Genomic DNA, 18832 nt, shown 5'->3' on the forward strand with positions numbered 1-18832 from the left:
TAGTTCAGTTGGTTAGAATACCGGCCTGTCACGCCGGGGGTCGCGGGTTCGAGTCCCGTCCACTCCGCCAGTTCTTACAAAAAAAGTTTAGAAGCCTCAGCAGAAATGCTGGGGCTTTTTTGCGTTTATAGAAGAAAGGAATACCACGGTGGAGTGGTCGTTCTGTTTGTTTTCTTTTTGTTAAGAGAAGCCGGCCTGTCACGCCGGGGGACGCGTGTGATTGTGTACAGAGAGCGAATGCCCGTCCACTCCGCCAGTTCTTACAAAAAAAGTTTAGAAGCCTCAGCAGAAATGCTGAGGCTTTTTTGCGTTTATAGAAGAAAAGAATACCACGGTGGATTGGTCGTTCAGTTGGTTTTCTTTTTGTTAAGAGAAGCCGACCTGCCACGCCGGGGGACGCGCGTGGTTGTACACAGAGAGCGAATCTCGTCCACTCCACCAGTTCTTACAAAAAAACTTAGAAGCCTCAGCAGGCATGCAGAGGCTTCTTGCAATGAATCAGGAAAATGACCTAATCCACAATATAATTGTCATGGCGCGGGGAACAGTGGGCAAAGAGGTGCATTGTCGAGCGTACAGGGAAGTCCTGAGTGGTTGAAGGAGTGGTATCTATATTAACTTAGCTTTCTGATATAAAAAACAGCTTGCCACCATGGACTGCCATGCTAGTAAATAACAGCCTCAATTAACGAAAATAATTTGGGCTTTCAAATGTTAACTAATTCATCGAAGTTGCTACTAGTCTCTCTAATCTCATCTAATGCCTTAAGCTTATAAGTTGACCCATAATGTAAAATTTCATCTAACGATGCTTGGAAGCCCCTAGGGGGCCTTTTGCAATGTAATGTGGCGTGACCCATTAATCTTTTTTGTCAGGTATAGGCAATTCATTAAATGCATAGAAAACATCAAAATAACGGTTCCAATAAGCTGTAATTCGCTGATGAACGTTAAAAATGGCATCTATAGTGGCTTCTGGTATAGGAGAACACCAATAGACATAAAAGTATCTTAGTTGAATGGCTTATCTTCATTGTGGGCGTCTCCAGGCGCTATGGCTTCAACTTTGGTTAGGAATAGAGTTTGGCAAGAGTTGAACTCTATTGTAGGCAGCATGTGTGACATGCCCTGTTAAAGATGAAATTTCATTAATTATGGCTAAAGCGCACATAACGAAAGGGAACTCACAAGTTTTATTATTTGAATTTGAAACGAGCCAGTTGGGAGGCAATTGATGAGTTGTACGAGTGCTGAATGAACAAGATCAAAAAAAGCCACGTCTTTCGACATGGCTTTTTGAAAGTGGCTCCCTTTGCTGGACTTGAACCAGCGACATACGGATTAACAGTCCGGCGTTCTACCAACTGAACTAAAAGGGAACAGATTCTATAATGGTGCCGACTACCGGAATCGAACTGGTGACCTACTGATTACAAGTCAGTTGCTCTACCTACTGAGCTAAGTCGGCGCCGTAACACTAAGCGTCTGCATAGTGTTTAAATGTGGCTCCCTTTGCTGGACTTGAACCAGCGACATACGGATTAACAGTCCGGCGTTCTACCAACTGAACTAAAAGGGAATTGTAACGTTAAGAAAAATGGTGCCGACTACCGGAATCGAACTGGTGACCTACTGATTACAAGTCAGTTGCTCTACCTACTGAGCTAAGTCGGCCCGTATTTTTCTTTTAAATAGATGTCCAATTGAACACCAATTTTAAATATGGTGCCCGGAGGCGGAATCGAACCACCGACACGAGGATTTTCAATCCTCTGCTCTACCGACTGAGCTATCCGGGCAACGGGCGCTATTAAACGGTTTTTCTCTGTTAAGGTCAATAGATAATAGCAAAAAACATTGCGTTTGATGATTTTTTATACTTAACGAGCTGTTTAGTCTAGTTAGTAGGCTTGAAAGCACTTGTTTGTATAGAGAAAGGAGCTCTGAAAAGAATGATTTATTAATGAAAAAGTAAGTAAGTAAGTATAAAAGGCGTTGATAGCGGCATGTGATGGCGTAAAAAAAAAGCCATCTCTTGCGAGATGGCTTTCTAAATGTGGCTCCCTTTGCTGGACTTGAACCAGCGACATACGGATTAACAGTCCGGCGTTCTACCAACTGAACTAAAAGGGAATTATGATATTTTGTAGAAACAATATATCAATAATATGGTGCCTCGAGGCGGAATCGAACCACCGACACGAGGATTTTCAATCCTCTGCTCTACCGACTGAGCTATCGAGGCAAAAAAATGGTGCCGACTACCGGAATCGAACTGGTGACCTACTGATTACAAGTCAGTTGCTCTACCTACTGAGCTAAGTCGGCGCACTTAATTTTTTGCTTTCACGTTGAAGTCGTTATTACCGACACCAATGTTTATTATGGTGCCCGGAGGCGGAATCGAACCACCGACACGAGGATTTTCAATCCTCTGCTCTACCGACTGAGCTATCCGGGCAACGGAGCGCTATTAAACGGATTTTCGAGCCTATCGTCAACTTGTTTTTGCAAAAAAATGGCAAAAAAGTGACTGTTTGGCGCGATTTTAGTCAATTTGAACTTTTACGTTGAATATTTGCTCTCTTAAATGCCTCACTAGTCTTAGTTTGCATTAAAGCCTTTTTTATAATTCGTTACTTTTTGTAGGTATTTTCTTGACTCGCTATTTGCATGTTTTTGAGTCAGTGCCCAATAAACTTGATTGGGTTGCAGTGAATTCAATTTTGTCATTGCGCGACTTCTACTACCTCTATCAAATGTATTCAATACACCACCTGTTCCACCGTTATAAGCAGAAATCATGCTGTATTCTAAAGATAGAGTGTTACTAACGTCTTTTAAGTAGCGGTTTTTTAAGATATAAAAATATGCCGTACCAGTGTCTATGTTCTTTTCAGGATCAAATAAGTATTCGGGGGTAGGAATGCCTGGTTTTTTCTTCACCAGTTTAAATACGTCGGCACCTGCTGTTTTGGGAACAACTTGCATCAGACCATAAGCATTAGCCCAACTGACTGCGTACGGGTTGAAGCTGCTTTCTGTCTTAATAATTGCGTAGATTAGGTCTTCAGGGATATCATATTTTTTGGACGCTTTTTGCACAATACTGGCGTATTTGTAACTTCTCACTTCATAGTGCTCTTTTACCATAGGTATTTCGACATAGAAGGCTTTTTTGAAATCAACATTTTTGGTTTTTAGTTGTGTGGCGATCAGGTAATCTGCAAATTTATTTGCACGCCATCGCCATTGGATAGGTTGATTCTCGTGGTCAACGACCTGTTTGTAAAGGAACGGTTGGCCCTCTAGCGTGATACTAGACGAAGAAAACAGGTCTACACTTGCAGGGTCATCAGGTGTTAAAAGCGTAGTGATAATTGCGTTTTTTAAGTGTTTTTTGGGATCTGTTGGCGACACTGTTTCAACGACAATCGTGCCATTAGAAAAATTCACCTCAGATCGGCTTAGGTAATTATCGATGTATTTTACGTAATTTATTTTGCCAGCCATTCTAATTTCATGGCTACCCCAGCGTTTTTCAATACTTCCGGAAAAATTGCCTATCAAGGCATCTAAGGCGCCCTTATCTTTCTGAAATTGGCCGGGTAGTTGTGCTAAGTTCTTTGCGAATCGATTGGTAGGTTGATAGTCAATGTTATAGAGATGGTTTTCAACAAACTCACGACTACAACCAACTAAAGCGACCAACAGTATTGAAACTATAAATATTTTCATATGATGTATAAACAACAAAGATGGCGATAAGCCATCTTATTAGACTAATGTGAGTTATTGAGTTGGTGGCGTATAGCCCTCAATAACAATATCTTGACCTTCGAATAGAAATTTAACCATTTCTTCTTCAAGTAACTTTCTATGTTCAGGATCCATCATATTGAGTTTTTTCTCATTGATCAGCATAGTTTGTTTACTTTGCCATAGCGCCCACGCTGGTTTTGAAATATTGTCAAAAATACGTTTGCCTAACTCTCCAGGGTAGAGTTGAAAATCTAGCCCTTCACCTTCTTTCTTCAGGTGTTCACAAAATACGGTACGACTCATAATTTTTCCTTCGTTGGTTCTCAAACATGCACTTCAAAAGGAAGGCTTAGTATCAACTGCTTAACAGGAGCAGCAAGACCAACCTCTTCTGGTTGGGATATGTTATACCAGAGACCTTTCGTTCCTTCCATTATCAAATCAGGTTGCTTGGTTAATTTGATAAGTACTGGCGTAATGTCGAGATGGTAGTGGCTAAAAGTATGTCTAAAGCTTATCAACGTTTTGTGTGCCTCAACATGGTCATCATGAATCGAGCGAATATTTAGTTGATGGGACAAATCTGAATCACTGTTGTCGGGAAAACAGTACAACCCTCCCCAGATTCCAGTCTGCTGCCTTTGTTCTAACCATACTTTATTGTCGTGATATAGAATAGCGAACCACGTTTCTTTTACCGGCTTTTCTTTTTTTGGCTTCTTGGTTGGAAACGCTAGCTGTTGCTCTTGTTTCTTGGCTTCGCAATGGTCATTAATTGGGCAGAGTGGGCACTTAGGTTTACTTCGCGTACAAACGAGCGCGCCCATGTCCATCATTGCTTGATTGTATCTGTCCACGTCAACAAGGGGTGTGTGTGTTTCTGCTATCGCCCAGAGTTGATTTTCGACACTTTTTTTTCCGGGCCACCCTTCAATCGCAAATGCTCTGGATAAGGTACGTTTAACATTTCCATCAAGTATTGCGTGAGGCTGTTTTAAGACTGAAGATAAAATGGCAGCGGCGGTAGATCGTCCCACTCCCGGAAGGGCGTTCATCTGCTCTACGTCATGTGGGAATTCTCCATTATGGTGCTCGACCACCATTTTGGCGGCTTTGTGCAGGTTACGTGCTCTGGCGTAGTAGCCTAAGCCCGTCCATAGGTGAAGAACTTCGTCCTGATGAGCGCGAGCAAGGGCATCGACGGTTGGGAACTTTTCTAAAAAGCGGTCGAAATAAGAGATGACAGTAGTGACTTGAGTTTGCTGTAACATAATTTCTGACAACCAAACTTTATAAAGCGTTTTATCTTTTTGCCATGGTAAACTTTTTCGGCCAAAGGATTCGTACCAATTTAATATAGCACCTGCAAATGGAGTCACGACATTCTCTTTTCTGTTTTTATTTGTAGCGAAATTGCACCACAATTAAGGATGTGTGTAAAACACATATATATTAAGGGTATTTTTTAAAGAAAATTCCTTGCACCATGGATGAAACTTTGGATAATCCACGCTTTGATTGAACAATGAACAGGCAAAACCGATGAGCGAAGTAACGACAGACGAATATACTGAAGATGGTAAGTTAGTACGAAAAATACGTAGCTTTGTACGTCGTGAAGGGCGCCTAACAAAAGGTCAGGAAGCCGCTTTAACAGAGTGCTGGCCTACAATGGGTATCGATTATCAAGATACGCTGCTAGATTGGCAGGCGGTTTTTGGCAATGGTAATCCGGTTGTATTAGAGATTGGTTTTGGTATGGGGGCGTCATTGGTAGAGATGGCTAAAAATGCGCCAGAAAAGAATTTTATTGGCATCGAAGTACATAGCCCTGGTGTCGGTGCATGTTTAAGTTTGGCAAGTGATGCCGGTGTGACTAACTTGAGAGTGATGTGCCACGATGCGGTTGAAGTATTCGCTCATATGATTCCTGATAACAGTTTGACTACGTTACAACTGTTTTTCCCTGACCCTTGGCATAAAAAACGCCACCACAAACGCCGCATTGTTCAATTGGATTTTGTCGCTATGGTACGTCAAAAATTGGTTGTTGAATCAGGTGTTTTCCATATGGCAACAGATTGGGAAAACTATGCGGAGCATATGATTGAAGTAATGAACGAAGCGCCAGGTTACGAGAATATCGCGTCTGATGGGGATTATATTCCTAGGCCAGAAGAGCGACCATTAACTAAGTTTGAAGCGCGTGGTCATAGATTGGGTCATGGGGTTTGGGACATTAAATACAAACATGTAGGTTAAGAGATTACCGAGAGTCAGGTGTAATGCTAAAGAGCTTGTTTTATTCCTTAGCTTTACACCCGTGAGCCTTTATTACATAAATCCTTCTAACAGGTCATTTAAAAACAGTTTTCCTTTTTCTGTTACCTGCCAAGTATATTCACTTTCCTGTAAGTACCCTTTAGTCACTGCCCAGTCTATTTTAGGTTGGATAACTTCAATGCTTAGTCCTGTTGTTTCAATGAAATCTTGTTTTGGACACGCTTCGACGAGCCTAAAACGATTCATGAAGAACTCAAATGGACGATCGGCATTTTCCACTTCTACTTCACTTTGTAGATAGGGTTTGATGAGGTTTAAATAGCCTCTAGGGTGTTTTACTTTGGTTGTTCTAATGATTTTTCCATCGGCGAAGCTGAGCTTACCGTGAGCGCCACAACCAATACCTAAATAGTCGCCAAAACGCCAATAGTTCAGGTTGTGCTGGCACTGGTAACCCGGTTTACTATAACCAGATATCTCGTATTGAATGTAACCTGCGCCAAAGAGTTTCTGATGACCTAGATCGAAAATATCCCATAGTGCATCATCATCCGGTAATACCGGTGGCTTTGAGTGGAAAAGCGTGTTTGGTTCTATGGTTAGTTGATACCAAGAAAGATGCGGAGGGTTCAGCTCAATAGCTTTTTCGAGGTCAGTGAGAGCTTGGCTTACCGTTTGATCCGGTAGACCATGCATCAGGTCCAAATTAAAGCTTGTTAAACCTATCTTGTGAGCAAGTTTTGCCGCGGTGATTGCTTCTTCTTTACCATGTATCCTTCCTAGCCTTTTTAGCTTGGATTGCTCGAAGCTTTGTACGCCAATTGATATTCGAGTTACCCCCTCCTTTTGATATTGCTCAAAACGCTTGGCTTCAATGGTACCAGGGTTGGCTTCCATGGTGATTTCAATATCTTCCTTGAAGGGTATTCGGTGACCGATTTCTTTTAGCAGTCGCCCAATTTCTTGAGGAGATATTAAACTAGGTGTCCCACCGCCGATAAAAATAGAGTGTAGCTCTCGATGGTCTTGTTCGATGGAATAACGTGAAATATCAGTATCTAGATCTTCAATTAGAGCGTCAATATATTGCTTTTCTGGGATCTTAGCTTTTAGCGCATGAGAATTGAAATCACAATAGGGGCACTTTTGAACACACCATGGGATGTGGACATAAAGACTGAGGTTTGGTGGTGTTAGCATCGGTTTTAGCGGTGTAGACATAGGTTATTGTTCACTACTTAATGTGGCAAATAATTGCTTTAAAGCTTTGCCTCTGTGCGACAACTGTTTTTTCTGAACGGAATCAAGTTCAGCCGATGCACAGTTTGTTTCGGGCACCCAAAAAATAGGGTCATATCCAAATCCATTTTCACCGCTTGGTTTCGTCAGAATTCTGCCCTCCCACTTCCCGTGGCAAACAATGGGAGTCGGGTCATCTTCGTGTTTCATTAATACTAATACACAGTGAAAGCGTGCCGTTCTTTCACCTTCAGGAACATCAACCATGTCGGCTAGCAACTTATCTAAATTCTGTTTATCTGTCGCATTTTTACCAGAATAACGTGCAGAATAGATACCTGGAGCACCCGATAAACTGTCGACTTCAAGGCCAGAGTCGTCGGCAATAGCAGGTAAGCCTGTTTCTTTGGCAGCATGTCGAGCCTTTATTATGGCGTTCTCAATAAAAGTAGTTCCTGTCTCTGCTACTTCTGAAACATTAAAATTACTTTGAGCAAATACATCAAAACCAAAATCAGAGAGTAGGTCTGCCATCTCTTTTACTTTGCCTTGGTTTCCTGTTGCCAATACTATTTTCTTTGTCATAGATGTGTACTTCGTAATCAATTGAATTTAAAAAGCTCTCACAAGAGAGCTTTAATGATATCTGGGATATGGGAAGGAGAGCTTACTCTTATTTGCTTGTGCCTGCCTAATTCACCTTTTTCTATCTTAATGTCACCTTTTGCAGTTTTAAACTGCTTAGATAAAAACTTGGTCAAATGGGCGTTAGCTTTTCCGTCCACTGGTGGTGCTGTAATTGCAATTTTAAGCTCTTCTCCATGCAGGCCAACAATTTTGTCCCTGCTGGCCTTTGGTTGGATATAGAGCTTAAGAACAAGATCATCGAGATCTTGTGTGATTGCTGACATTATAGCTGTAACCAAATAGGTCCAATAAGGTCGCTCATCAGGAAGTTAGCGAATTGAAGCCCTATAAATAATACCAACACACTTAAATCAAAACCGCCCATCGCTGGAATGATTCGACGAATTGGTGCGAGTAATGGATCTGTTAATTGATGGAATACAAATTCGATTGGGCTGCGACCTTGACTTACCCAGCTCAATATCGCCCTTAGCAGGAGTACCCAAAACAATAAACCGCCGGCGGCTTTTAATAGCGATAAGAAACCATATATTAAGAAATCGACACTAAAGACGAGCGTCCCATTTGCAACTAGAATCAAGGCAACAAATTTTATTACACACAGTAAATAAGCAAACAGTACGGTGGATAAATCTAAGCTACCTACAGACGGAATGATTCGGCGAAGCGGGCCGACAATCGGTTGAGTGGCCTTAATTATAAATTGAGAAAAAGGGTTGTAGAAATCGGCGCGAGCCACTTGTAACCATATCCTCAATAATACCACCATGATATAGAGATCAAACACGGTGGAAATAAGAAAGTTCATTGAATTCATTGTGGACCCTTAAGGTTAAAACTAAACTGGTTAATTGGTAATTAGAAGAGCTTTTCCATCTCTTCTGCTCTATAAACGGCGGCTTGCATTGCTTTGGCCACAATCTCCGTAAGTTGGTGTTCATTAAAAGTGCGTAAGGCCTCGGCTGTTGTACCACCTTTTGAGGTAACCTGTTCTCTTAATGTAGAAATATCGATATCGGCATTTGCAATGACCATTTCAGCTGCGCCAAGGGCAGACTGTTGGATAAGTAACCTTGCGGTCTCTTTGTCAAAGCCTTGAGCTATCGCTTCATTTTGCATTGCTTCCATAAACAGGAAAAAATAGGCAGGAGCGCTTCCAGCTGCGGCAATGACATTATTAATACCAGATTCTTCGTTAACCCAACATACTTTGCCTACGGCCTGCATAAGTTGGCTGGCGAATGTTTTATCAGCGTCACTAACCAATGGTGTGGCATAAAGGCCGCTCATCCCTTTACTTACTAATGCTGGCGTATTAGGCATGACTCGAACGAGATTAACTTCAGTTTCTAAAAACGTATTTAATCTCGTTGCAGAAATGCCAGCGGCTATAGAGATAACCAGTTTATTTGATAAATCGACAGTGGTTAATCCACCGCAAACTAATTCCATAATCTGAGGTTTTACCGCTAGCACAATAACATCAGCACTGTTGGCCGCTTCTGCGTTGTCCCCTGTGGTATTAATATCATACAGAGTTGTCAATAAATCGCGCTGTTCCTTATTTGGGTCTGTGGCTGTAATGTTGCTTGAGTCATATCCACTTGATGTAAGCCCTGCAATAATTGAGCGAGCCATATTACCAGCTCCAATAAAGGCGACTTTTCTGTTTTCCATTGACTGACCTCTTCCGTAATTAACAACAAATTAAGATGTAGTAGGGTAATCTCTAGCACCAAAAATAGCGGTGCCAATACGTACCATTGTGCTTCCAGCTTGAACCGCGGCTTCCATATCACCACTCATGCCCATAGATAGTGTATCTATTTCTGCGTATTTATCAGCGAGTTTCTGTTGAATAACGGCCAATTGAGTAAAAGCGTTCAACTGAGACTCATAGTTGGCTACATTCGCTGGAATAGACATCAATCCTCTTAAAGTGAGGTTAGGAAGGGAATAAATCAACTCAGCTAATAAAAAAACTTCGGCTTCATCAATACCTGACTTAGATTCCTCCCCACTTGTGTTTACTTGAATTAACACTTGTAAAGGTGGTAATTCTTTAGGTCTCTGGTCGTTTAAGCGTTGAGCAATTTTGCCTCTATCGATAGAGTGAATCCATTGGAAGTTTTCGGCAATAGGTTTGGTTTTATTGGATTGGATTGGACCAATGAAGTGCCACTCTAACCCTGCATTGTTAAAGTTTTTAGTAAAATACTGTGCCTTTTCGACACCTTCTTGGACGTAGTTTTCACCGAATGCTTTTTGTCCGGCCTCGATCGCTGCTTCTATGGCTTCTATGGGTTTGGTCTTACTCACGGCCAAAAGTTGCACGGAACTTGGTTCTCGACCACACTTATGTTCGGCAGTGCGCATCTGTTTAGTGACCTGTTCAATATTTTGTTGAATACTATACATAATTGACTTTATTAAGGAATTTAAATGGATATCACTGAGCTATTAGATTTTAGTGTAAAACATAATGCCTCAGATCTACATCTTTCTGCTGGTGTTGCCCCCATGATACGCATTGATGGCGATGTTAGGAAGCTAGGTATTCCTCCTTTAAGTCATTCTGAGGTGCATCACCTGTTATTTGAAATAATGACGGATGCACAAAGAAGTGAATTTGAAGAGAAGCTTGAAGTCGATTTTTCGTATGAAATTCCACAAATAGGCCGATTCCGCATCAATGCTTTTAATCAAAGACGTGGGTGTTCAGCTGTTTTGCGCACCATCCCAATGGATATCCCCACGCTAGAAGAGTTAGATGCACCAAGTATATTTAGTGAAATTTCCGAAATGGAAAAAGGCTTGGTATTGGTTACTGGCCCAACGGGTTCTGGGAAGTCAACAACGTTAGCGGCAATGGTTAATCATATCAATCGTAACTTTAATAAGCATATATTAACCATCGAAGATCCAATTGAATTTGTGCATTCAAATATTAAGTGTTTGATTAATCAACGTGAGGTGCATAAAGACACCCATAGCTTCAAGGCGGCGCTAAGGTCGGCACTGCGTGAAGATCCAGACGTCATTCTTGTTGGTGAATTGAGGGACCAAGAAACCATTAGTTTAGCGTTGACGGCTGCGGAAACGGGTCATTTGGTATTTGGTACTCTGCATACAAGCTCAGCGGCAAAAACGATTGATCGTATTATTGATGTTTTCCCAGGAAGTGAAAAATCGATGGTTCGGTCAATGTTGTCTGAATCTCTTAAGACCGTTATTGCACAAAAATTATTGAAAAAAATTGGTGGTGGCCGAGTGGCATGTCACGAAATTATGATGGGCACACCCGCAATCCGAAATCTTATCCGTGAAGATAAAGTTGCTCAAATGTATTCCATTATTCAAACGAGCTCTTCCGTTGGCATGAGAACAATGGAACAGAGTGCGAAGCAACTGGTGGCGAAGAACATTGTCGACATTGATGAAGTAAACAAGAAAATTGAGATGGAGGCGATGTCGTTTGGGTCATAAACCAATGGATTTTAACAAGGCCGTTGATATCAATACTCTTCTGCATGAGATGAGCGTTAATAAAGCGTCAGATATATATATTACGGTCGATTCACCTTGCCTGCTGCGTATTGATGGGCAGTTGCGTGCCATCGGAGAAAAACTGAACAAAGAGAGCGTCTCTTTTTTGCTCAACGCTCTTATGGATAGTGAAAAAAAATCGGAATTTAATCGAACGAAAGAAGCGAACTTTGCGGTAGTACGCAACAGTGGCCGATATCGTGTGAGTGCTTTTTTTCAACGAGAGCTGCCTGGTGCTGTGATAAGAAGAATCGAGACAGAAATCCCTACCTTTGATGAATTGATGCTCCCAGAGATAATGAAAGAGCTTTCGATTGCCAAAAGAGGACTCGTTTTGATTGTCGGTTCTACTGGTTCAGGAAAATCGACCACCATGGCTGCAATGACCGGATATCGAAATCAGAACAGAAGCGGTCATATATTGACAGTGGAAGACCCAATTGAATTTGTTCATGAACATGACCAATGTATTGTTACGCAAAGGGAAGTTGGCGTTGATACTGAAAGCTATGAAGTGGCATTGAAAAATTCACTTCGCCAGGCACCAGATATGATCTTAATTGGTGAGATTCGTAGTCGTGAAACGATGGAATTTGCCATGACATTTGCCGAAACAGGGCATCTATGCATGGCGACATTGCACGCAAACAATGCGAATCAAGCGTTAGAACGTATTCTTAATCTGGTTCCTAAAGACCATAAAGAACAGTTTTTATTTGACCTATCGAGCAACTTGAAGGGCATAATTGGCCAGCAGTTGATTATAGATAAACATGGGCAAGGCCGACATGGTGTTTTTGAGGTATTACTTAATACACCAAGAGTTTCCGATCTTATTCGACGCGGTGATCTTCATGAACTGAAACCAACAATGGTTAAATCAGTAGAATCAGGTATGAGGACATTTGACCAGTCGCTTTACCAACTTGTGGTAGAAGGAAAAATCACAGAAGTTGATGCGCTACATAATGCTGATTCTGCAAATGATCTGCGACTAATGATGAAGATAAATAGGGGTGAACTCGACAGCAGTGCATTGACTGGTGTAAAGGTGGATATGGGGTAGTTAACACTCGAACTGGCAAAAATAGGTGTTATTACGACACCTATTTTCGTTAACTCCACTGAGATTCAAACCAACTTTCCAGGATAACTACCGCTGATTGACAGTCTATATTACCTTTACTCAGTGCTTTATAACCACCCATCTCGAATAGATCAGCTCTCGCTTCTGCTGTTGAAAGACGCTCATCATGCAATTTTACTGCAAAACCAAACCGTCCATGTAGTCGATTAGCAAACTTTTTTGCTTTTGGGGATATGGTTTCTAGTTCTTTACCGTGTAGATCAGTAGGGAGACCAACAACAATTAGATCGGGTTGCCACTCTTTAAGCATTTTTTCAATATCCCCCCAATTTGGAATGCCGTCGTTAGCCTTAAACGCTTTTAATGGTGTTGCTGTACCCGTTATCTCTTGCCCAACGGCGCTACCGATACTTTTTGTACCAAAATCGAATGCAATAATGGTTTTAGAATTTGAACTCATTTTGTACTCTTAGTTATTGAAATGTATTGCTTCTATCGAATGATAGGTTTTTAACCGATGTTTAAGCATGCCCTGTATCTGCCGACAACTGACTTGGCTCAACGCCTAGCATTTGCACTGCTTTTTCCCATCTTTCCTGTACCGGTGTTTCAAATATCACCATTGGATCAGCCTCTACGGTTAACCAGGAGTTTTCCGCTAATTCATTTTCTAGCTGTCCTGCTGTCCAACCGGAATAACCAAGAGCAACAATATAGTTGTTAGGTTCTGCTTCTGTCCCTAATACGCTCAATATATCTTTGGAGGTGGTGACACTAAGGCGATCGGTCATTTGAATACTAGAAAGGTATTGATCTTTCGGTTCATGAAGAATGAAACCTCGATCTTCCGATACGGGGCCTCCGTTAAGCACTGAGGCTTCCAAGCTCTCTTTATGAATCTGTGGGTGAACAGAGTCTACATCTACTTTTTTCAACATTCCGCCTACTGTAATGTTGATAGGAGCATTGACCACAATCCCCATTGCACCATCTTTACTATGTTCGCAAATATAAATCACTGAGCGATGAAAAAGCGGATCTTGCATGTTAGGCATAGCAACTAAAAAGTGGTTAGCTAAATTCATATAGACTCCATTACCCGATCATTTATTTACTCGACGCTCTATTGCATCCATCAACTTGCCTGTAATTGACACATCGAATGCGGCTTCTATTTCTTTAATACACGTTGGGCTGGTGACATTTATCTCCGTCAATCTGTCACCGATAACATCAAGACCGACGAATATTAATCCTTTCTCTTTCAGTGTCGGAGCGACAGCCATTGCTATTCTTCTGTCTGTCTCACTCAATGGTCTTGCTTCGCCTCGGCCACCTGCAGCAAGGTTACCACGTGTCTCTCCTTCTGCTGGGATACGAGCTAAACAGTATGGCATCGGTTCACCGTCGACCACTAGAATACGTTTGTCACCATTGCTGATATCCGGAACAAATGTCTGAGCCATGGCATAATTTTGCCCATGATTGGTTAGGGTTTCGATAATGACTGAGACATTCGGATCGCCTTTCTTAACACGAAATATTGACGCTCCACCCATTCCATCCAATGGTTTTAAAATAATATCGCCGTGCTCTTCTTGAAAAGCTTTAATTTTATTGGCCTTACGAGTCACTATTGTCGTTGGTGTGAGATCAGGGAACCAAGCGGTAAACAGTTTTTCATTACAATCACGTAAGCTTTGTGGCTTATTAACAATTAAAGCACCGTTTTCTTCAGCGCGCTCTAAAATGTACGTCGCATAGATATATTCGGTATCAAAAGGGGGATCTTTACGCATTAAAACAGCATCTAATTCAGAAAGTTCGATGGTTTGCTCTGATCTGAATTCAAACCATGAATTAGGATCTTCTTTTAACGTGACTATTTTGGTATCTGCAATCGCGACACCTTGTTCTAAGTGAAGATCGTTCATCTCCATATAGTGAATTTCGTAGCCGCGTTTCTGTGCCTCAATCATCATGGCAAAGCTAGAATCTTTTTTAATATTAATGGACGAAATTGGGTCCATTACTATGCCTAATTTAATCATTGTGTTCTCCTCTGTTTAGGGTCGCCTAGGTAGATTAGCCAAGATCACCGAAGCGGACCTGTAATGCGGTAATTGCCGTTAGCGCAGCCGTTTCTGTTCTTAATACTCGTGGGCCTAACAGCGTTTCTTCAAATTTATATGATTCCGTCATGGCGATTTCTTCTGCGGACAAACCGCCTTCGGGACCAATGAGTAATCTTACTTTTTTAACAGGTTCAGGTAGTGTGTTGATAGAGTATTTGGCCCTAGGGTGAAGGTTTAATTTAAGCGCATTGTCTTCTTCTCCACACCACTCTTCTAATTGCATGATAGGTCTAATTGTGGGAACTCGATTTCTTCCGCTCTGTTCACACGCTGCTATTGCTATCTTTTGCCATTGATACAGTTTTTTCTCAAACCTTTTGGTATCCAATTTTACACCGCATCTTTCGGAGATTAGCGGAGTGATTGTATTAACACCGAGCTCGACAGATTTCTGGATTGTGAATTCCATCTTGTCGCCACGGGAAACAACCTGACCCAGATGAATATCCAACGGTGACTCAATACTGCATTCCACTCTTGCCAGGGCTTCTACAAGAACCGACTTTTTCGTGACTTCTGTAATGGTTGCAGGAAACTGTGCGTCTGTACCATCAAATAATAGTACCTCTTGGCCTGGTTTCATTCTTAGTACGCGACCAACATGGCCAGCTGCATCTTCACCTAAAGAGATAATGCCAAGATTGTCTATGATTTCTGGATGGTAAATTCTAGGTACTCGCATTGCTGGTGGTCCTGAGGTTTATTTTCTGTTGATAACATGGATGCATTTTGATGAAAAAACAAGGGTATTACGTTAGGTTGTTTATCCTAAGTTATTCCAGTTTGCTCTAATAACCTAGCTAGGTTAATTGACTGCCTGTGTAAACGAGTTTTTGTTTGCACTCTTTGCAACTGTATTGTGCGTTGCCATTTTGTACCTTGTTGTGGCGACGAATAGTTAGTGGGTAGCAGTTGCATTGACATTGATATTCAAATGTCTTTCCTTGAACCGACGTGATTTCAAAGTTGTGTGTGGTTTTTGCACGCAATAGAAAAACACATTCCATCATCATCTTCCACTCTTTCCCGTGAGGCTTTACACGGCCAAATCGCTGGAAAGTGATTAAGTGTGCTAATTCGTGTGGGATGACCTCTTGTAAGAATTGCTCTCTATTTTCATTAAAAAGAATCGGATTAAGACGAATTTCCCAGTTTTGTAGATAAGCCTTGCCAGCGGTCTTTCCTCTTAGTTTAAAGTTGATGTCAGGGATCGGAAATGATTGACCAAAATATTGATTTGCTGTGGCAACATGATGACACAATGCCTTTTGTGCTTGATAAGTAAGTTCTATATTGCCCAAAGAAAACTCCTAAAAAAAACGCCTCAGTATTATCTGAGGCGCTGATTATAAGGTGAATTCTATTTTCTTACTATGGTTTCGCGATAAGCATGCCATGTACCATACCCAAGTATTGGAATGACCGCTAGCATTCCGACACCGTAGGTCGCAAAGCCAATTAGGGTACCAACACAGATCATTATCGCCCAGACAATCATCGCCGATAGGTTTTCTTTTACAGCATTAAAGCTTGTAAATACGGCAGTCATCATATCTACGCGCCTTTCCATCATTAACGGGATAGAGAAAGCAGAGATGCTGAAAATTAACCCAGCAACCACTAACCCGATAACGGCGTTAGTAAGAAGAAAAGGAATGAAGTCAGCTAACGGTGCGCTTTCAACTTGTGGGTAAAAAACATGCACAAGAGCGGCAATTCTCATCCAAAAAATGAGAGTAACAGTGAGCAATACCGCGAATGCCCATTGAGAGGTAGAGTTTCTATTAATCGCTTTTATAGATTTAAGAAGATTAGCTTGATGACCTTTCTCACGCTGCCAACTCGCGTCATACAGTCCAAGCGCTAAAAATGGACCTATTAGCATAAATACGATAAGACTAGGTAACACAATAAGGTGTGATCCTTGCCACTGAGTTAATTGAACTACCGCGATCGCGGCGGCCATAAAGCAAAGCCCATAAAAAAGACTGATGGTTGGTAGTAGGAAAAAATCCTTAATGCCCAATCTCACCCACCGAAAGGGCGCGGAAGCATCGATCTTATTGCAAGCAATTGTTCGCGCGTAGTCATGATCAGGAACATGATGTTGTTTAGATTCTTTTTTATGTAGTTTATCTGGCACAATTGTAGCCATGTGGCCTCCCTAGAAGAGATTAACAACTTGATGACCAATTCCAACAAATAGAGGTTCATTAAATCTAACGGCGATGAACCTCTATTTACAAAAATTGAAGGGATGAAAACGTAGTAACAAAGGTACATTCGATAATGAGATTGCAACTCAGTATTATTTTCATCTAGGTTAAGTCTAGTTCAATTTTGGAGAGAGGAAAGTGGAGTGTTAAACGAATGAATATTAGGGAGAAAATAATGAAGCCCTCAAATATGAGGGCTTCATTTTATATTTTAAGCGGTTTTTGAACAGAAGAAACGTTAATACTTTAGCCCAGCAAAATCGCGCAAAATTTCAATTTTATCTGTCGCTTCCCAAGGGAACTCTTCACGACCAAAGTGACCGTAAGCGGCCGTCTTCTTATAGATTGGCTGAAGAAGGTTTAACATCTCTTGTAGGCCATACGGACGAAGATCGAAGAACTGACGAATAGCTTTGATAATCATGTCGTGAGACACTTTTTCAGTTCCGAATGTCTCGACCATAATAGACGTTGGATCAGCAATACCAATGGCGTAAGAAAGCTGAATCTCACAACGATCTGCAAAACCAGCCGCAACAATATTTTTAGCAACATAACGAGCGGCGTAAGCTGCACTGCGATCCACCTTTGATGGATCTTTGCCAGAAAATGCCCCGCCACCGTGACGAGCTGCGCCACCATAAGTATCTACAATAATCTTACGACCAGTAAGACCACAGTCACCCATTGGGCCACCAATAACAAAACGACCTGTTGGATTAATAAAGAAGCTAGTCTCTTTATTTAGCCATTCAGAAGGGAGCACTGGCTTGATAATCTCTTCCATGACAGCTTCGCGTAAATCCGGAGTGGAAATAGTATCGCTGTGTTGAGTTGAAAGAACAACGGCATCAATACCTACAATCTTGCCTTGATCGTATTGAAAAGTGACCTGGCTTTTAGCATCTGGGCGCAGCCAATTTAGCGTCCCATTTTTACGAACCTCTGCTTGTTTTTGAACAAGAAGATGAGAATAGGTAATTGGTGCCGGCATTAATACCGCGGTTTCGTTTGTTGCATAACCAAACATGATGCCTTGGTCGCCAGCACCTTGCTCTTTTGGATCTGCTTTATCAACACCTTGGTTTATATCTGGAGATTGCTTACCAATGGTATTAAGTACAGCACAAGAATCCGCATCGAAGCCCATATCTGAGTGAACGTAGCCAATTTCACGAACGGTCTGACGAGTGATCTCTTCAATATCTACCCATGCCGATGTGGTTACTTCACCACCAACCATGACCATGCCAGTTTTTACATAGGTTTCACAAGCAACACGTGCTTTTGGATCTTGCTCAAGGATGGCATCAAGAACTGCATCTGAAATTTGGTCTGCGATTTTATCTGGATGGCCTTCTGAAACAGATTCAGAAGTAAATAGATGTTTAGCCATAGTAGACAGCTCCGTATTAAAACGTTAAAAAAGATGCCATGTAGCATCTCTAAAAAATAAAAAATGAATTGTGCAAAAAACACGCTTAAGTAGGCGTTTTTACATCTAGACGGCTATTTTAGTATTTGAAGCCAAAAATACAAGTTTTTTTTGAACTGGATCATAGAGTGCGTGGATACAAATATAAGTAGATGAGATGATTTTCATCAAAAAGTGCTAGATATTCGCTAATAATTGGTGAGGAAATCGATTGCAGTCCTAATTTCGCTCTGAGAGAATATAGCGCCGCTATTAATTAACCATGCTTAGGTTAACTAGCGTTCACCTTAATCAATGAATTCGTGTATCTATTCAGGAGCAGACATGCCTTCTCAACTACCTTCTCAGCAAGAGCTAGCAAATGCAATCCGTGCCCTTAGCATGGACGGTGTTCAAAAAGCCAACTCAGGTCACCCTGGCGCACCTATGGGTATGGCTGATATCGCCGAAGTACTTTGGCGTGGTCACCTAAACCATAACC

Annotated in this window: 20 protein-coding genes and 10 tRNA genes; 5 read left to right on the plus strand and 25 right to left on the minus strand. The window is 41.6% G+C overall.

Features of this window, described 5'->3' with window-relative positions; genetic code table 11:
* The first annotated feature begins 150 nt into the window (after positions 1–150).
* Positions 151–256 (plus strand) — tRNA-Asp (locus AACW90_RS22485).
* A 1047-nt stretch (positions 257–1303) separates the two neighbouring features.
* Here AACW90_RS22485 and AACW90_RS22490 read toward each other — a convergent pair.
* The 12 genes from AACW90_RS22490 to mutY all read right to left on the minus strand — a co-directional run bounded on the left by AACW90_RS22490 (position 1304) and on the right by mutY (position 5141).
* A tRNA-Asn gene (locus AACW90_RS22490) sits at positions 1304–1379 on the minus strand.
* Positions 1380–1392: 13 nt separating this feature from the next.
* Positions 1393–1468 (minus strand) — tRNA-Thr (locus AACW90_RS22495).
* Positions 1469–1503: 35 nt separating this feature from the next.
* Positions 1504–1579, minus strand: a tRNA-Asn gene (locus AACW90_RS22500).
* A 19-nt stretch (positions 1580–1598) separates the two neighbouring features.
* Positions 1599–1674 (minus strand) — tRNA-Thr (locus AACW90_RS22505).
* 49 nt (positions 1675–1723) lie between these two features.
* A tRNA-Phe gene (locus tag AACW90_RS22510) sits at positions 1724–1799 on the minus strand.
* A 258-nt stretch (positions 1800–2057) separates the two neighbouring features.
* Positions 2058–2133 (minus strand) — tRNA-Asn (locus tag AACW90_RS22515).
* A 36-nt stretch (positions 2134–2169) separates the two neighbouring features.
* A tRNA-Phe gene (locus AACW90_RS22520) sits at positions 2170–2245 on the minus strand.
* A gap of 7 nt (positions 2246–2252) precedes the next feature.
* Positions 2253–2328 (minus strand) — tRNA-Thr (locus AACW90_RS22525).
* Between the two features lie 57 nt (positions 2329–2385).
* Positions 2386–2461, minus strand: a tRNA-Phe gene (locus AACW90_RS22530).
* A gap of 143 nt (positions 2462–2604) precedes the next feature.
* On the minus strand, positions 2605–3738 hold the full coding sequence (mltC, locus tag AACW90_RS22535; protein ID WP_390239226.1) for a membrane-bound lytic murein transglycosylase MltC: 1134 nt from the start codon (positions 3736–3738) through the stop codon (positions 2605–2607).
* A gap of 54 nt (positions 3739–3792) precedes the next feature.
* Entirely contained in the window at positions 3793–4065 is a 273-nt protein-coding gene (locus AACW90_RS22540) for an oxidative damage protection protein (RefSeq protein WP_275135497.1), read from the minus strand.
* Positions 4066–4085: 20 nt separating this feature from the next.
* Positions 4086–5141, minus strand: a complete 1056-nt coding sequence (gene mutY / locus AACW90_RS22545; RefSeq protein ID WP_390239230.1) for an A/G-specific adenine glycosylase — start codon at positions 5139–5141, stop codon at positions 4086–4088.
* A 163-nt stretch (positions 5142–5304) separates the two neighbouring features.
* Between mutY and trmB the strand changes: the two genes are divergently transcribed.
* Positions 5305–6024, plus strand: a complete 720-nt coding sequence (gene trmB / locus AACW90_RS22550) for a tRNA (guanosine(46)-N7)-methyltransferase TrmB (protein WP_390239232.1) — start codon at positions 5305–5307, stop codon at positions 6022–6024.
* Positions 6025–6096: 72 nt separating this feature from the next.
* On the opposite strand, the gene hemW is transcribed toward trmB, so the two are convergent.
* Genes hemW through AACW90_RS22580 form a run of 6 tightly spaced genes read right to left on the minus strand, consistent with a single transcriptional unit; the run spans position 6097 to position 10350 of the window.
* Positions 6097–7245 carry a radical SAM family heme chaperone HemW gene (gene hemW, locus AACW90_RS22555; protein WP_390239270.1) on the minus strand — a complete coding sequence of 383 codons (1149 nt, stop codon included), beginning with the start codon at positions 7243–7245 and terminating at the stop codon, positions 6097–6099.
* A gap of 24 nt (positions 7246–7269) precedes the next feature.
* The gene (locus AACW90_RS22560) at positions 7270–7869 is read right to left on the minus strand and encodes an XTP/dITP diphosphatase (protein ID WP_390239235.1); all 600 of its coding nucleotides are present in this window, start codon (positions 7867–7869) and stop codon (positions 7270–7272) included.
* Between the two features lie 38 nt (positions 7870–7907).
* Entirely contained in the window at positions 7908–8195 is a 288-nt protein-coding gene (gene yggU, locus AACW90_RS22565; protein ID WP_195702138.1) for a DUF167 family protein YggU, read from the minus strand.
* Positions 8195–8749, minus strand: a complete 555-nt coding sequence (locus AACW90_RS22570; protein ID WP_275135502.1) for a YggT family protein — start codon at positions 8747–8749, stop codon at positions 8195–8197. Before AACW90_RS22570 ends, yggU begins: the two co-directional genes overlap by 1 nt.
* Positions 8750–8790: 41 nt before the next feature.
* Positions 8791–9609: a pyrroline-5-carboxylate reductase gene (gene proC, locus AACW90_RS22575; protein ID WP_390239239.1), complete on the minus strand. Its 819-nt coding sequence runs from the start codon at positions 9607–9609 to the stop codon at positions 8791–8793.
* 30 nt (positions 9610–9639) lie between these two features.
* Positions 9640–10350, minus strand: a complete 711-nt coding sequence (locus AACW90_RS22580; RefSeq protein ID WP_390239242.1) for a YggS family pyridoxal phosphate-dependent enzyme — start codon at positions 10348–10350, stop codon at positions 9640–9642.
* A 24-nt stretch (positions 10351–10374) separates the two neighbouring features.
* On the opposite strand from AACW90_RS22580, the gene AACW90_RS22585 reads away from it, so the two are divergent.
* Positions 10375–11418, plus strand: a complete 1044-nt coding sequence (locus tag AACW90_RS22585; RefSeq protein WP_390239245.1) for a type IV pilus twitching motility protein PilT — start codon at positions 10375–10377, stop codon at positions 11416–11418.
* Between the two features lie 4 nt (positions 11419–11422).
* The gene (locus tag AACW90_RS22590) at positions 11423–12544 is read left to right on the plus strand and encodes a PilT/PilU family type 4a pilus ATPase (RefSeq protein ID WP_390239248.1); all 1122 of its coding nucleotides are present in this window, start codon (positions 11423–11425) and stop codon (positions 12542–12544) included.
* Between the two features lie 49 nt (positions 12545–12593).
* Here the strand turns inward: AACW90_RS22590 and ruvX are convergent, their stop codons facing one another.
* The 7 genes from ruvX to metK all read right to left on the minus strand — a co-directional run bounded on the left by ruvX (position 12594) and on the right by metK (position 18312).
* Complete coding sequence (gene ruvX, locus AACW90_RS22595) at positions 12594–13025, minus strand: Holliday junction resolvase RuvX (RefSeq protein ID WP_390239250.1); 432 nt, start codon at positions 13023–13025, stop codon at positions 12594–12596.
* 61 nt (positions 13026–13086) lie between these two features.
* Positions 13087–13650 (minus strand): YqgE/AlgH family protein, encoded by a 564-nt coding sequence (locus tag AACW90_RS22600; RefSeq protein ID WP_275135508.1) that lies wholly within the window; start codon positions 13648–13650, stop codon positions 13087–13089.
* A gap of 18 nt (positions 13651–13668) precedes the next feature.
* Positions 13669–14616, minus strand: a complete 948-nt coding sequence (gene gshB, locus AACW90_RS22605; RefSeq protein WP_390239255.1) for a glutathione synthase — start codon at positions 14614–14616, stop codon at positions 13669–13671.
* A gap of 34 nt (positions 14617–14650) precedes the next feature.
* The gene (gene rsmE, locus AACW90_RS22610) at positions 14651–15382 is read right to left on the minus strand and encodes a 16S rRNA (uracil(1498)-N(3))-methyltransferase (protein ID WP_390239258.1); all 732 of its coding nucleotides are present in this window, start codon (positions 15380–15382) and stop codon (positions 14651–14653) included.
* Between the two features lie 118 nt (positions 15383–15500).
* Positions 15501–16001, minus strand: coding sequence for a SprT family zinc-dependent metalloprotease (locus tag AACW90_RS22615; RefSeq protein ID WP_390239261.1), 501 nt, complete (start codon positions 15999–16001; stop codon positions 15501–15503).
* Between the two features lie 59 nt (positions 16002–16060).
* Positions 16061–16855, minus strand: a complete 795-nt coding sequence (locus tag AACW90_RS22620) for a DUF2189 domain-containing protein (RefSeq protein ID WP_390239264.1) — start codon at positions 16853–16855, stop codon at positions 16061–16063.
* A gap of 299 nt (positions 16856–17154) precedes the next feature.
* Positions 17155–18312 (minus strand): methionine adenosyltransferase, encoded by a 1158-nt coding sequence (metK, locus tag AACW90_RS22625; RefSeq protein WP_390239267.1) that lies wholly within the window; start codon positions 18310–18312, stop codon positions 17155–17157.
* Between the two features lie 363 nt (positions 18313–18675).
* Between metK and AACW90_RS22630 the strand changes: the two genes are divergently transcribed.
* The coding region (locus AACW90_RS22630; RefSeq protein ID WP_390239273.1) for a thiamine pyrophosphate-binding protein at positions 18676–18832 on the plus strand (157 nt) is incomplete at its 3' end.

The organism is Vibrio frigidus (assembly GCF_042465995.1).
GTDB lineage: Bacteria > Pseudomonadota > Gammaproteobacteria > Enterobacterales > Vibrionaceae > Vibrio.